The organism is Arthrobacter sp. zg-Y916, from assembly GCF_020907385.1.
Lineage (GTDB): Bacteria > Actinomycetota > Actinomycetes > Actinomycetales > Micrococcaceae > Arthrobacter_B > Arthrobacter_B caoxuetaonis.
Genome location: NZ_JAJJOD010000009.1, coordinates 121,440 through 134,327 on the forward strand (window position 1 = coordinate 121,440; position 12,888 = coordinate 134,327).

At 66.7% G+C, this 12,888-nt stretch carries 12 protein-coding genes; 1 reads left to right on the top strand and 11 read right to left on the bottom strand.

Features of this window, described 5'->3' with window-relative positions; genetic code table 11:
* Positions 1 to 141: 141 nt before the first annotated feature.
* The 6 genes from LOC59_RS13965 to LOC59_RS13990 all read right to left on the bottom strand — a co-directional run bounded on the left by LOC59_RS13965 (position 142) and on the right by LOC59_RS13990 (position 6,898).
* Positions 142 to 996: an ABC transporter permease subunit gene (locus LOC59_RS13965; protein WP_227915928.1), complete on the bottom strand. Its 855-nt coding sequence runs from the start codon at positions 994 to 996 to the stop codon at positions 142 to 144.
* Positions 993 to 1,940, bottom strand: a complete 948-nt coding sequence (locus LOC59_RS13970; RefSeq protein WP_227896392.1) for an ABC transporter ATP-binding protein — start codon at positions 1,938 to 1,940, stop codon at positions 993 to 995. The genes LOC59_RS13965 and LOC59_RS13970 overlap by 4 nt, the downstream gene beginning before the upstream one ends.
* Positions 1,941 to 1,970: 30 nt before the next feature.
* Positions 1,971 to 2,813: an ABC transporter permease gene (locus tag LOC59_RS13975; protein ID WP_227896393.1), complete on the bottom strand. Its 843-nt coding sequence runs from the start codon at positions 2,811 to 2,813 to the stop codon at positions 1,971 to 1,973.
* Positions 2,810 to 3,856, bottom strand: a complete 1,047-nt coding sequence (locus tag LOC59_RS13980; RefSeq protein WP_229972672.1) for an ATP-binding cassette domain-containing protein — start codon at positions 3,854 to 3,856, stop codon at positions 2,810 to 2,812. The genes LOC59_RS13975 and LOC59_RS13980 overlap by 4 nt, the downstream gene beginning before the upstream one ends.
* A 99-nt stretch (positions 3,857 to 3,955) precedes the next feature.
* Entirely contained in the window at positions 3,956 to 5,161 is a 1,206-nt protein-coding gene (locus tag LOC59_RS13985) for an MFS transporter (protein ID WP_229972674.1), read from the bottom strand.
* Between the two features lie 54 nt (positions 5,162 to 5,215).
* Positions 5,216 to 6,898 (bottom strand): ABC-F family ATP-binding cassette domain-containing protein, encoded by a 1,683-nt coding sequence (locus tag LOC59_RS13990; protein WP_227896396.1) that lies wholly within the window; start codon positions 6,896 to 6,898, stop codon positions 5,216 to 5,218.
* 103 nt (positions 6,899 to 7,001) lie between these two features.
* Between LOC59_RS13990 and LOC59_RS13995 the strand changes: the two genes are divergently transcribed.
* On the top strand, positions 7,002 to 7,322 hold the full coding sequence (locus LOC59_RS13995; RefSeq protein WP_227896397.1) for a putative quinol monooxygenase: 321 nt from the start codon (positions 7,002 to 7,004) through the stop codon (positions 7,320 to 7,322).
* Between the two features lie 17 nt (positions 7,323 to 7,339).
* Here the strand turns inward: LOC59_RS13995 and LOC59_RS14000 are convergent, their stop codons facing one another.
* From LOC59_RS14000 to LOC59_RS14020, 5 genes are all read right to left on the bottom strand, one after another.
* Positions 7,340 to 7,615 (bottom strand): hypothetical protein, encoded by a 276-nt coding sequence (locus tag LOC59_RS14000; protein ID WP_227896398.1) that lies wholly within the window; start codon positions 7,613 to 7,615, stop codon positions 7,340 to 7,342.
* Positions 7,616 to 7,683: 68 nt separating this feature from the next.
* On the bottom strand, positions 7,684 to 8,805 hold the full coding sequence (locus LOC59_RS14005; RefSeq protein ID WP_229972677.1) for a hypothetical protein: 1,122 nt from the start codon (positions 8,803 to 8,805) through the stop codon (positions 7,684 to 7,686).
* Between the two features lie 115 nt (positions 8,806 to 8,920).
* Positions 8,921 to 10,372 (bottom strand): phytoene desaturase family protein, encoded by a 1,452-nt coding sequence (locus LOC59_RS14010; protein WP_227915922.1) that lies wholly within the window; start codon positions 10,370 to 10,372, stop codon positions 8,921 to 8,923.
* Complete coding sequence (locus LOC59_RS14015) at positions 10,365 to 11,444, bottom strand: lipid II:glycine glycyltransferase FemX (RefSeq protein WP_229972679.1); 1,080 nt, start codon at positions 11,442 to 11,444, stop codon at positions 10,365 to 10,367. The genes LOC59_RS14010 and LOC59_RS14015 overlap by 8 nt, the downstream gene beginning before the upstream one ends.
* Positions 11,441 to 12,883 carry a glycosyltransferase family 87 protein gene (locus tag LOC59_RS14020; RefSeq protein WP_229972681.1) on the bottom strand — a complete coding sequence of 481 codons (1,443 nt, stop codon included), beginning with the start codon at positions 12,881 to 12,883 and terminating at the stop codon, positions 11,441 to 11,443. Before LOC59_RS14020 ends, LOC59_RS14015 begins: the two co-directional genes overlap by 4 nt.
* Positions 12,884 to 12,888: the final 5 nt, after the last annotated feature.

The window sequence follows — 12,888 nt, forward strand, 5'->3', positions numbered from 1 at the left end:
AACGGACAGGTTCGTGGGGGCTGCCCCCAGCCTATGCGAGTGCAGCGGCCACCGGACCGTTCCAAGGGATGATTCAGGACTTTTCAGGGCTCACCCTTAGGGATGACTGCGGGTCCGCCCTGAGTCCGGTCAGGGCGGAGCCTAAACGTCCCGCTTCTTCAGGACGACGGCGGCGGCGGCCAGCAGGATCACGGCCCAGCCGGCGAGGATCAGGCCGCCCTCCACCTGGTTGAACTGACCCGGCTGGATGTTCGTAGCCACAAGCTGGGCCGCAGCACTGCTGGGCAGGAACCGGGCCGCGTCTTCGACCCAGTCCGCCAGCCCGGTCAGGAGGCCGGCAATAATCGGCAGTACGAACAGGGCGCCAACCAGGGTCACCACTCCCCCGGCGGTGTTGCGCAGGAGGGCGCCGATCCCCACACCCATGATGGCTATAAGGGCCAGGACCGTACCGGTGTTGATGATGGAAGGCAGCACCCAAGGGGCGTCCAGTCCAAAGTCCAGGTCTGAGCCGGCGAGTATCGGCTGGGCCAGCAGATAGGTCGTGAAGGCGGCCACGACGCCGAGCACAAAGGAAATGACGGCGATCACCAGGGTCTTGGCCAGCAGGGCGGGGGTGCGGGTGGGCACCGCCACCATGGTGCTGCGGATCATGCCGGTGGTGTATTCGGAGCCGATCACCACCACCGCCAGGGCGGCGATCAGGAGCTGGCCGAACGGCAGGCCTGCGGCCGGAACATCGTACGCGGCACTCTGAAGCGACTGCCCAATCCCCTGCGGCGGGCCGGACTCCGGATCGCTGGCGAGCTGGACAATGCCCCATGCGACCAGGGTTCCAAGTCCAACCATGACCGCGAAGCTCACCGCCAGCAGAATGACCGTTGACGGCACGGTATTCGTCTTGATCCACTCCGAGCGGAGCACCCGCCCAAACGTCACCGGTCCGCCGGACCAGGCGCGGGGCGTCCGGGATGCGGGAGCTGCGGCCGTGCTCATTTGCCCTGCCCTTCGGCAGCCGGGAGCGCCTGCTCGCTGACCGGCCCGGAACGGTACTCGACCTCGCCGCCGGTCAACTCCATGTAGGCATCTTCAAGGGTTTCCTGCTGTGGGATCAGTCCGGTGATGAGGATTCCCCGGGTGAAGGCGGTTTCGGCGATGCTGCGGGCCGGCAGGCCCAGGATCTCCAGTTCGTCCGCCGCCGTCCTGCGTACCTCCACGCCCGGCGACCCTACGGCGGCTGCCAGGGCATCGGCGTCGTCCGCGCGCACCAGGACCCGCTCCTTTTGGCCGCTGGTGAGGACTTCGTCGATCGGAGCGTCGGCCAGGATCCTTCCGCGGCCGATCACGATGAGGTGGTCTGCGGTGACAGCCATCTCGCTCATCAGATGGGAGGAGATGAAAACCGTGCGGCCTTCCGCGGCGAGGCCCTTGACCAGGAAGCGGACCCACTTCACGCCTTCGGGATCCAGGCCGTTCACCGGTTCATCCAGGATCAGCGTCTGCGGGTCCCCCAGCAGGGCGGCGGCGATACCCAGGCGCTGGCCCATGCCCAGCGAGAACCCGCCGACCCGTTTCCTGGCTGCCGGCCCCAGCCCGGTGAGCTCAATGACCTCCTTGACCCGCGAAGCCGGGATGCCTTCGGTCGCGGCCATGGCCCGCAGGTGGTTGTAAGCGCTGCGCTTGGGATGAGCGGCCTTGGCCTCGAGCAGTGCGCCCACCTCGTGCAGCGGCATCCGGTGCCGGTCATAGGGCTTGCCGTTGACGATCACCTTCCCGGCGGTGGGATGGTCCAGTCCGACGATCAGCCTCATGGTGGTCGATTTCCCGGCTCCGTTGGGGCCAAGGAACCCGGTCACCTTTCCGGGCTGGACGGAGAAAGTGATGCTGTCGACGGCCGTCTTGCTGCCAAAGCGCTTGGTGAGTCCTGCTGCCTCGATCATGGGGGTGTCCTTCCGTTCGCGGGTCGGGTCCTAGCGGGAACTCACCGCCTCGAACTTGCGTACTGCCAGGGGTACGAAAACCACCAGCATGAGCGCGGAGCCGACCAGCACCGTGGTGATCGGGTTCTGCATGGGCCAGGTGTCCGGAACCGGCGTCGAACCCAGGTTGCCGAAGAGCTGGCGGACGGCCTGGACCAGGGCGGAGACCGGATTCCAGTCGGCGATGGTCCGCAGCGGTTCCGGCAGCGTGGAACTCTGCACAAAAGCATTGGAGATGAAGGTGATCGGGAACAGGATGATGAAGGAGGCATTGTTGATCGCCTCCGGGGAACGCACCGACATGCCCAGCAGCGCCATGACCCAGCTGAAGGCGTAGGAGAAGAGCAGCAGCAGGCCCACCCCGCCCAGGAATTCCCAGAAGGACGTATTGACCCGCCACCCCACCAGCAGCCCGGTGCACATCATGATGATCACCGAGATTCCGTTCAGCACCAGGTCCGAGTTTGTCCGTCCGATCAGCACCGCCGAAGGGCTCATGGGCAGGGTACGGAAGCGGTCAATGATCCCTTCCTTCAGGTCCTGGGCCATGGCTGACCCGGAGAACGTGGAGCCGAACACCACCGTCTGCGCGAAGATGCCTGCCATCAGGTACTGCGTGTAATTGGTGCCGGCCACTTGGATGGATCCGCCGTAGACCTGGCTGAACAGCAGCACGAACATGATCGGCTGCAGTACCGCGAACACGACCATGTCCGGCGTGCGGCGGATCTTGATCAGGTTCCGCTTGGTGACGGTCCAGCCGTCGGATACCCAGCTGCCGGCCGTGGTTCCGGAACCGTCCTGGAACCTGGCAGTGGCTGTTGCGGCGCTCATCGTGCTGCCCTCGCCTTTTTGGCATCTTCCTTTTCTTCCTCGGTGGTGTGTCCGGTGAGCTTCAGGAACACGTCATCGAGGGTCGGGCGCCGGATACCGGCGTCGTGCAGTTCGATTCCTTCAGCGGCCAGGTCCCGCAGCACCTGCTCCAGTGCCGGCGGACCTTCGGTGACCGCGACCTCGAGGGCCCGGCCGTCGGTTGCGGTGTGGACTTCCCCGCTGCCGTAGCGCGCCAGGATGTTCCGGGCCGCATCGGAGTCGAATCCCTCCACCAGTGCCACGGCTACCCGGTGCCCGCCGATCCGCGCCTTGAGCTGGTCCGAGGTGCCTTCGGCAATCACCTTGCCGCCGTCGATCACGGCAACCGTGTCCGCCAGCTGGTCCGCCTCCTCCAGGTACTGGGTGGTCAGCAGCAGGGTGGTACCGGCAGCTACCAGGGATTTGATGACATCCCAGAGCGCCAGCCGGCTTCGCGGGTCCAGGCCGGTCGTGGGTTCATCCAGGAACAGGACCCGGGGATTGTTGACCAGCGCACCGGCCAGGTCGAGCCGGCGTCTCATGCCGCCGGAATAGCCCTTAACCGGCCGGTTGCCGGCCTCGGCCAGGTCGAACTGCTCGATCAATTCACCGGCACGCTGCCGGGCCTGCGCCGTGGGCAGGTGGTAGAGCTTGCCGACCATCCGGAGGTTCTCGATGCCGGTCAGGTTCTCATCCACCGCAGAGTACTGTCCGGAGACCCCGATGATCCGGCGGACATCCTTCGGCCGTGCCGCGACGTCGATTCCGTCGATGGAGGCGGTTCCGGCATTGGGCTTGATCAGGGTAGTGAGCACCTTGACCGCCGTCGTTTTCCCGGCACCGTTCGGTCCCAGCAGTGCCGTTACCGTGCCCTGCGGAACACCAATATCAAGGCCGTCAAGGGCAAACACCGGCCCGGATTTGGACTTATAGACCTTAGTCAGGCCGCGTGCCTGAATCAGTGGATCTCGCCGGCCTTCCGAGACCGGGCGCACCTGGTTGTTGGGGTTGAAGGGAAGGGACATGCGAACAGGTTAGGACTGCCCGCACCCGCTGGATAGTGCTTATCCGGACAGTTTCAGTCCGGAAGGTGACAGCGCGGGAACTTTGGCTGGAAATACACCCTAGGAGGCAGGATTTCCTGCATGCAGCTCCTCGGGGTCACGCTCGGCAGCAACCGGGGCAAACACGATGGACATCAGCATTGCTGCGCCGACGACGAGCAGTGCGTTGCGCAGCCCCCAAAGCTCGCCGAGGAAGCCCAGCAGCGGCGGTCCCACGAAGAATGCCGTGTAGCCGAGGGTCGAGACCACCGAGACGCGTCCTGCGGCGTGCACGGGATCGTCACCGGCAGCGGACATTCCCATGGGAAAGCCCAGTGCGGCTCCGATGCCCCACAGGATGACGCCGATGCCGGCGAGCCAGAGGCTGGGAGCGAAGACAAAAAGGATCAGTCCCGCAAGGGAGGCACCCATGCACAGCCGCAGCGCCCGGACCCGGCCCATGCGGTCGATCAGGCGGGCACCAAACCAGCGGGTGGCGGTCATGGCCGCAACGAACAAGCCGAACATCACGGCACCTGCTGTTTCTGAGGCATCCAGCCCGTCCACGGTTGCCTTGGCCACCCAGTCGTTGGCGGCGCCTTCGGTAAGTGCCGCACCCAGGACGACGACGCCGATCAGCAGAGTGCGGCCCTCTTTCCAGGCGCCGAAGCTGGAAGGCCTGGCCGTTGCCTCCTCCTGCGGATCACGGATTTCGGGGGAATCCGGCAGGAAGGCCCTGGGCACCAGGATCACCAGTACAACTGCCACCGCCACGATTCCGATCAGGTGCACAGGGAGACTGACGTTCAGGGCAGACAGGCCGGCACCGATCATCGCGCCCAGGAACGCACCGCCGCTGAAGGCCCCGTGGAACTTGGGCATCAGGGTCCTGCGCAGTCCCCGCTCTACCTCCGTGCCTTCCAGGTTCATGGCCACATCCCAGAGACCAATGCCGGAGCCGAAGATCAGCAGTCCGGCGGCAGTCAGGGGGATCGATCCGGCAGAGAGTCCCGCCGCGATGACCAGTGCGGCTGCGGAGGCGAGCAGCCCGCCGGCCCGCACTGCGTTGGCGGTCCCCACCCGCTGGGCCAGCGCTCCGGCCAGCGGCAGGGCTCCCACGGAGCCCACTGCGGAGAAGAGCAGCAGCAGTCCCACCCCGGCAGAACCGATGTCCAGGGCCTGGGCCGCGGCGGGAATCCGCGCCGCCCAGCTGGCGAAAATCAGACCGTTGAGGGCGAAAACTGCGAAGACAGCCAGAAGGGCCCGGTCCAGGGTTTTGGTGTTCACACCATCATTCTGGAGTCCAGGGGCCTCCGGAGGGAAATGTGCAGGTGAGCTCCGTTAGCGGACCCGTTCGACCCTTTTCTCGTCCCACACCGGTTCCTCGGACTCATACACGCGGCCGTCGGAACCGAAGACCAGGAACCGGTCGAAGCTGCGCGCGAACCAGCGGTCGTGGGTGACGGCCAGGACGGTACCTTCAAAGGCGTCGATGGCCTTTTCCAGCGCCTCGGCTGAGTGCAGGTCCAGGTTGTCCGTGGGTTCGTCGAGCAGCAGCAGCGTGGCTCCGGAGAGTTCCAGCAGCAGAATCTGCAGCCGCGCCTGCTGGCCGCCGGAGAGGGACTCGTATTTCTGCTCACCCTGCGAGGCGAGGCCGTAACGGTCCAGTGCACCGGCCGCCGCTTCGCGGCCCAGGCCGGACCGGTGCTCGTCGCCGCGGTGCAGGATGTCCAGAAGGGTTTTGCCCAGCAGGTCCTGGCGCAGCATGGTCTGGGCAAAGAACCCGGGCCGGATCCGGGCGCCGAGCTTCACGGAACCTTCGTGCGGAACCGGGGCGATTTCAACCTCCGAGACCGGTTCGTGTTCCTTGTCCGGGTCACTTCCTCCGGCTGCCAGCAGACGCAGGAAGTGGGACTTGCCGGAGCCGTTGGATCCAAGGACCCCCACCCGGTCACCGAACCAGATTTCGGTGCTGAACGGCTTCATCAGTCCGGTGAGCTCCAGTTTTTCCGCGACCACGGCACGTTTGGCGGTCCGGCCGCCGCGCAGGCGCATCTGGACGTTCTGTTCGATCGGCAGCGCCTCAGGCGGGCCGGCCTCCAGGAACTTGGCCAGCCGGGTCTGGGCTGCGTGGTACCGGTTAGCCATGTCGGAGCGGAACGCAGCTTTGTTCTTGTACATGTTGACGAGTTCCTTGAGCTTCACATGCTCCTCATCCCAGCGCCGCCGCAGCTCCTCGAAGCGGGCGTTCCGATCCTCACGGGCTTGGACGTAGCTCTCGAAGGCACCTCCGTGAATCCAGGCGGAGGCGCCGTTGATGCCCGGTTCCAGCGTGACAATCCGGGTGGCGGCGTTGGCCAGCAGCTCCCGGTCGTGGCTGACGAACAGCACCGACTTCTTCGACTCGGCGAGCTTCGCTTCGAGCCAGCGCTTGCCCGGCACGTCCAGGTAGTTGTCCGGTTCGTCCAGCAGGAGCAGCTGATCGGGGCCGGTGAACAGCGCTTCCAGGACGAGGCGTTTCTGTTCCCCTCCGGAAAGGGTGCTGGCCTTGCGGTACTGGGCCGAATCGAACGGCATCCCCAGGGCGGCCATGGTGACTTCGTCCCAGACGGTCTCCTGCTCGTACCCGCCGGCGTCTCCCCAGTCCGCGATGGCCTGGGCATAGCGCATCTGCGTGGGTTCGTCGTCGTTCTCCATCATGGCCAGCTCAGCCTCATCCACTGCGCGGGCGGCAGCGGCGATGGCCGGGGGCGCGGCGGAAACGAGGAGATCCCGCACGGTGCTGCCGTCCCGGACCTGACCCACGAACTGGCGCATGATGCCCATGTTCCCAGAGCGGGACACCGTGCCCTCGTCGGGTTTGATTTCCTCCGCAATAATGCGCAGCAGCGTGGTCTTGCCGGTGCCGTTCGGTCCGATCAGGGCCGTTTTGTGGCCGTCGCCGACCTTGAAGCTGACCCCGCTGAGCAGCTGCCTGCCGTCGGAGAGGAAGTAGTCAATGTTGGATACGTCGAGATGAGCCACGCTTCCATCCTCCCACTGCGCCGGGAGGCGGAAGCCCGCATGAGTTCCCGGCGGGGCGGGGCATAGGATTGATGTCCCGCCCCCCTACCGAAAGCAGGAGAAGATGATCTTCATCGTCGTCAAGTTCAAGGTCAAGCCCGAGTGGACCGAACGGTGGCCTGAACTGACCGCCGGCTTCACCGCCGCCACCCGTTCCGAGCCGGGGAACCTCTGGTTCGACTGGTCGCGGAGCCTGGAGGATCCCAACGAGTACGTGCTCGTTGAAGCCTTCAAGGACGACGCGGCTGGTGCCCACGTGAACAGCGACCACTTCCAGCAGGCCATGAAGGACATGCTTCCGGCGCTGGTGGAGACGCCGCAGATCATCAACACCCTGATCGACGGCCAGGAGTGGTCGCGGATGGGCGAACTCACCGTCGAGTAGCAGTGCTCAGGCGCCCGTTACTCCTGCAGGGAGTAGCCGGCGCGCTCCAGCATCTGTCTCAGGTCCACCACAGTCTGTTCGTCGATGTCCTTGCCGTGCGGGGGCGTCAGGTAGTCAGTGTGCCCGGCCAGGGTTACCTCGTACTTCCCGTTGTGCTCCCGCGTGGTGTCCGCCACCTCCTCGAGCAGGGAACGCACCCGTTTCCACTCGATGTTGTGTGAGACCGGGTGGCGCAGGATCTGGTTCAGCGTGTCACGGTGATGGTTGTTCAGGTGTTCGGGTGTGTCCGTCATGGGAACCTCCTGTTTCCAGTTCGCCACGGCACCGGCCGCAGTGCAAGGGCTTTCCCCGCGTTGGGCCGCTACGGCCTGAAGTCGAGCTCCAGGATGTCCCCCGCGACCGAGAGTTCGGAGCCAAAGGCAATACCGACGTCGTCGGTGCGTGTTTGCCAGCGTCCGCCGCTTTCTTCCTGGTAGGTGGCTCGCGCCTTGCCGCCCGCCGCGTAGACGGCGAGTCCGGTTTCCGGGGTGCCGGTAACGCGGTAGACGGGTTCCTTGGTCAGGGTCCACTCGATTCCCCGGTACCGCGCCGGATCCGCACCGGCGTACGCCGCGTTGGGGCAGGCCTCCGGGGCCGTCTCCTGCCTGCTGAGGCAGTCCAGAAGGTATGCCTGTCCCTGCGCCTGGACGTCTTGGGCGAGCGTGGCCGTGGCCGAGGCGTAAAGGCGCACGGGCACGGGAGCCCCGGCCATCCCCGGCTCCACCGCGATGGTGCGGGCAGGTCCGTAGCTGATGTAGCGGCTCTCGGGCCCCTCGAGGACGTACTCGCCGGGAAGCAGGCGCAGTGTCCGGGCCTGTCCGGAAAGGGGTACGGATACTCCGTTGAGGCGGATGGCGGCCGTCCCGGACGGAACGGCAACGTCCACCTCGCGGGCGGCAGTATGGTCCAGCTGCCACCCCGCGAAAATAACGGCTTCCCGGCCCGCCCGGGACAGCGCGAAGTCCACCGTTTTCGACTCGCCCCGCTGCTGGAGGACAGTGCGTACCACTGCCTCCCCGCCGCGCATCTCCTGGCCCAGGACCTCATATCCTGTGATCCGGTTCGAAGCAGCGGCGTAGATTTGCGCGTCTTGAACTGTGGCGGCGCCGGTTGGCGGGAGTAGCTCCGCTGCGGCCGCATGATCACCGGAGACGAGCGCTGCCAGGTAGGATTCCACCTGCGCCGCTGGACCGAGGACATTGTGGCTGACATGGCGGTAACCGAGGATTCCGGCCGCTGCCAGCAAGAGGGCGCCCAGCCCTGCCAGGACGACGGCGGTCCGGGACCACGGGCGCGGAGGCCGGTGCCGGCCGCGGAGGCTGCCGCTGCCGGCGGCCGCTGCCGGGGACGCCTGCATAATCCGGGTTGGCCGGGAGCGTACAGCCGGCTGGGGCGGGATCCGCGGCTTGCGGCTGCGTTCACGCTCGCGCGCTGGCACTGTCATGGTTTTCCCCCGGCTGAGCTTACCTGCGGCCCGCCCGCCTGCACCTACAAGATACCGCCTGGGAGACTGCGTTTACGCCCGGGGCACCCGGGGACGCGCCGGAGCAAGCGGGCTGTCAGGCCGGACCGTCCGGGCCCAGCGCGGGAACCGGGAGGCCGAAGGTCCGCCGCAGTGCCAGCGCGGCTGCATGGAAGCCGCCCATCCCGTGCACGCCCGGACCCGGCGGCGTGGAGGCGGAGCAGAGGTACACCCCGGGCAGTGGGGTGGCCCACGGATTCGGCGACAGCACCGGGCGGCGGAGCATCTGGCCCACGGTTAGCGCACCTGCCCCAAAGTCTCCGCCGACATAGTTTTCGTTGTACGCAGCGAGGCCCTGCGCCGTCGTCGCAGTGGAGTCCTGTATGAGGTCCCGGAAACCGGGGGCGAAGCGCTCGATTTGTGCGGTGACCTCTTCGGTCATGTCTTTGCCGGATCCGGCCGGAACGTGGCAGTACGCCCACAGGACGTGCTGCCCGTCCGGAGTGCGGGACGGGTCGAAGCTGCTCGGCTGGGAGAGCAGGACGTAGGGCCGTTCCGGGTGGCGTCCGGCCGCGACCTCCGCTTCTGCTGCGGCAGTTTCCTCCCGTGTCCCTCCGACGTGGACGGTTCCCGCGGCTGCCACGTCGGTGTTGGCCCAGGGGACCGGGCCAGAAAGGATGTAATCAACCTTGCAGGCAGCGTTGCCGTAGCGGAAGTTCTCCAGGCGCTGCGCGTACCGGGCGGGCAGCCGGTCCCCCGCAAGCCTCAGCAGCCCGGCCGGCGCGGTGTCCAGGAGGACGGCGCGGGACCCGGAGAGCTCGGACAGCGAATCCACGGTATGCCCGGTTTCAAGTTCCCCACCGTGCCGGACCAGATCGTCCACCAGCGCATCCGCAATGGCCTGTGATCCGCCAATCGGAACAGGCCAGCCCACGGTGTGGGCCAGCATTGCCAGGAGCAGGCCGCCCCCGGCCGAGGGCAGCGAGGGCAAGCGGCCCACAGGGTGGGCCATGACGCCGGTGAGCAGCGCTGGAGCGGCGTCGCCGGCAAACCGGCGGTTCCAGGCTCCGCTTCCCTGCTCCAGCACCGCCACCGCGAACCGCAGCGCGGCCAGCGGTTCGCGGGGAAGCCGCAGCAGGGGGTTCATCAGCATGCGGGTGATGGCTTCGCTGTGTTCGACCAGCGGGCGCAGCAGTGCGCCGAAAGCCTGTCCGTCCACGCCAAGCCCCTGGACCGTGCGTTCCAGGTCGCGGTACGCGACGGCAGCGCGCCCCTGATCGAGGGGCTGGGCGTAGGAGGCAACGGGCACGGCGAACGGGATCCGCTCCGCCAGCCCAAAGTCACGGAAGAACGGTGCCGCCAGCGCCATGGGATGGACAGCGGAGCAGATGTCGTGCCGGTATCCGGGCTGCATCAGCTCCCGGGTGCGGGATCCCCCGCCCGCGGTGGGCGCCGCCTCCAGGACCCGGACCGAGAGTCCGGCACGGGCCATGGTGACGGCTGCGGCCAGGCCGTTGGGCCCGGCTCCCACCACGGTCACATCAGTCACGGCGTGCCTTCGCTGACGTCGGGAGGTTCTTTACTCGGCCGGCTATCGCCCGGAGCTTCGCCGGGGCCTCACGGCGGAGCCGCAGGACGGCTGCCAGGGCCTTGTAGCGGGCCGGGGCCAGCGGAATGTCATACGTGGTCGGAACCGTGATGACCGTCTTGGAGAAGTTCCGCTTGAACGTGGTGACGTTGGCAAGCGAAGGGTAGTTCTCGCTTTCGATGCCGGTCAGCCCGCAGGCGGTGTTTCCCGCGTCCTTGAGTACCTTGAACGCTTCCCAGAGCAGCAGGTAGGGAGCGTTGGTCTTCCGTGCGTCCCGAGAGCTGGCGGCGAAGTAGTAGACCGAGTAGCCGCGGTACTCGGTGGTGATGAGCCAGGAGACGGGCTTGTCCTCCACATACGCGACCATCAGGCGCAGATGGTCGCCCAGTTCCTCCAGGAGGGTCTCGTAGAAGGAGGAGTCGAAGCTGGAAAAGCCGTCGCGGGCGGCGGTCTCCTGCATGATCGGGAAGAGCTCCGTGCGGAACACCTTGGCCCAGGCGTCCCGTTCCACGGTGCGGACCTGGACGCCAAGCTTCTCCGCCTTGCGGATCAGGTTCCGCGCGTTGGACCGGAAGGAGGCGAAGATCTTTTCGGTGTCAGGCGTCAGGTCGACGACGATTTCGCGTTCGTACCAGCCGTGTTCCAGCGGGCCGGTGACCGGGTCCCGGCGGTGCTCCACCTGCATGCGCACGTAGAGCGGCTTCACCCCCGGATCGGCACGGAACTGTGCCTGGACGGTCTGCACCAGCCTGGCTTCAGCGTCAGGGGTCCGCTCCGCGAACCAGGTCGGTCCGTTGACGGCGACCAGGGACGGCCGGAACCGGCGCCGGGAGCGGAGGAAACTTGCCGTGGCAACGAGCTTGTCGCCGTCGTAATAGGCCCAGATGCCGTAGGGGTCCCGGCCCAGCCGCGTTTCGAAATCCGCCCAGTACGGGGTCTGTTCGAGCGGGATAACGACGTCGGCATGACGGTCTGCCAGCGCCTCGAAGTCCTCGCGGGACAGCTGCTGGAATCGGTAGGGAGCGGGAGTCACAATGCTTCTTTCGCCGGGGCTGCGTCCGTTTCCAAGGGTACCCGCTGGCGGCGGAGCCTCAGCCGCCACCGGTCGGGGGCGTGGTCGAAGGGCCCGCCCTGCGGATCGTCAATGGACATCCGGCGCACCGGATCCGTGCGGGGATCCAGGATGTCCATGACCACACGCCCCATCAGGTACATCGTGGCCAGCATGTGCCCCAGGACGGACAGCACGAACCATCCTCCGTCAAGGTTGTTCTCCGCGGGCCCGCCGCCGATCACGGCTGCCAGGTAGAGCCAGATGGCCCACCAGTGCATGACCTCGAAGAACTGCCAGACCAGGAAGTCCCGCCAGCGCGGCCGTGCCAGCGCCAGCAGCGGTACCAGCCACAGGACGAACTGCGGGGAGTACACCTTGTTGGTGAGGATGAAGGCCGCGACGATCAGGAAGGCCAGCTGGGCCAGCCGCGGCCGCCGCGGGGCGGCAAGGCCCAGGACGGCGATTCCGGCACAGGCCGCAGCAAAGAGGAACAGCGCCCAGAAACTGATGAATTCAGCGTCTACAGCCTGCTCCGGGAACGTGATGTCCCAGGCCTGCCAGACACTGGAGTTGCCGGACCCGCGCTCGGCGGAGAAGTCGTAGAAGTACTTCCAGCCCTCGTAGTCGCGGACCATGAACGGAATGTTCACCACCAGCCAGGTTCCGGCCGTGGCGCCGAAGGTCAGCAGCGCGGGCCGCAGCTTCAAGGTCCGCAGCGCGAGCACGAGGATGGCTCCGAGGATGAGGACGGGATAGAGCTTCAGCGCAGTTCCCAGGCCAAAGAAGATCCCGGCGGCCACGGGACGGTTCCGGGCGAAGGCGAGCATGCCCAGCGCCGCCAGCATCACCGCCCACATATCCCAGTTGATGTAGACGGACAGGATCAGCGCAGGTGCCACGGCCACCATGGCCGCGTCCCAGGGCCGGCGGTTGGCCATGCGCATGGTTGCCACGACCGTAACGATCCAGGCTGCCGTAGCGAGTACCGCATTGAGGTCGAAGTAGACCAGGCCGCGGGACTCGGCCCCCGCGGGCACCAGCCAGGCTACGAACCCCGCCAGCAGCCCCAGCAGCACCGGGTATTCGAACTCCGAACCGGAGCTGATGAACGGGTAGATGCCGTCGCCAAGTCCGCGGGCACTGAACAGCGCGGGCCAGTCCGAATAGCAGGCCTGGTAGAACTGGTCGGACCAGCCGTTGAGCCGGCAGGGTGTCTTGGCCAGCAGGGCCAGGAGAGCCGCCCCCGTGGTCATGAAGATGAGCACGCGCTCCACGGTGAAGAATCCCGGGGAGACGATCCCGGGGGCGGTAAAGCGGCCCAGGGGTCCGCCGATGACTTCCGTGAAACGCCTCAGCAACCGGTCGTTGCGGCTGGGGACCACAATGCGCATCTGCCGGCGGCGGGGCGAAGAATCCATGCCTT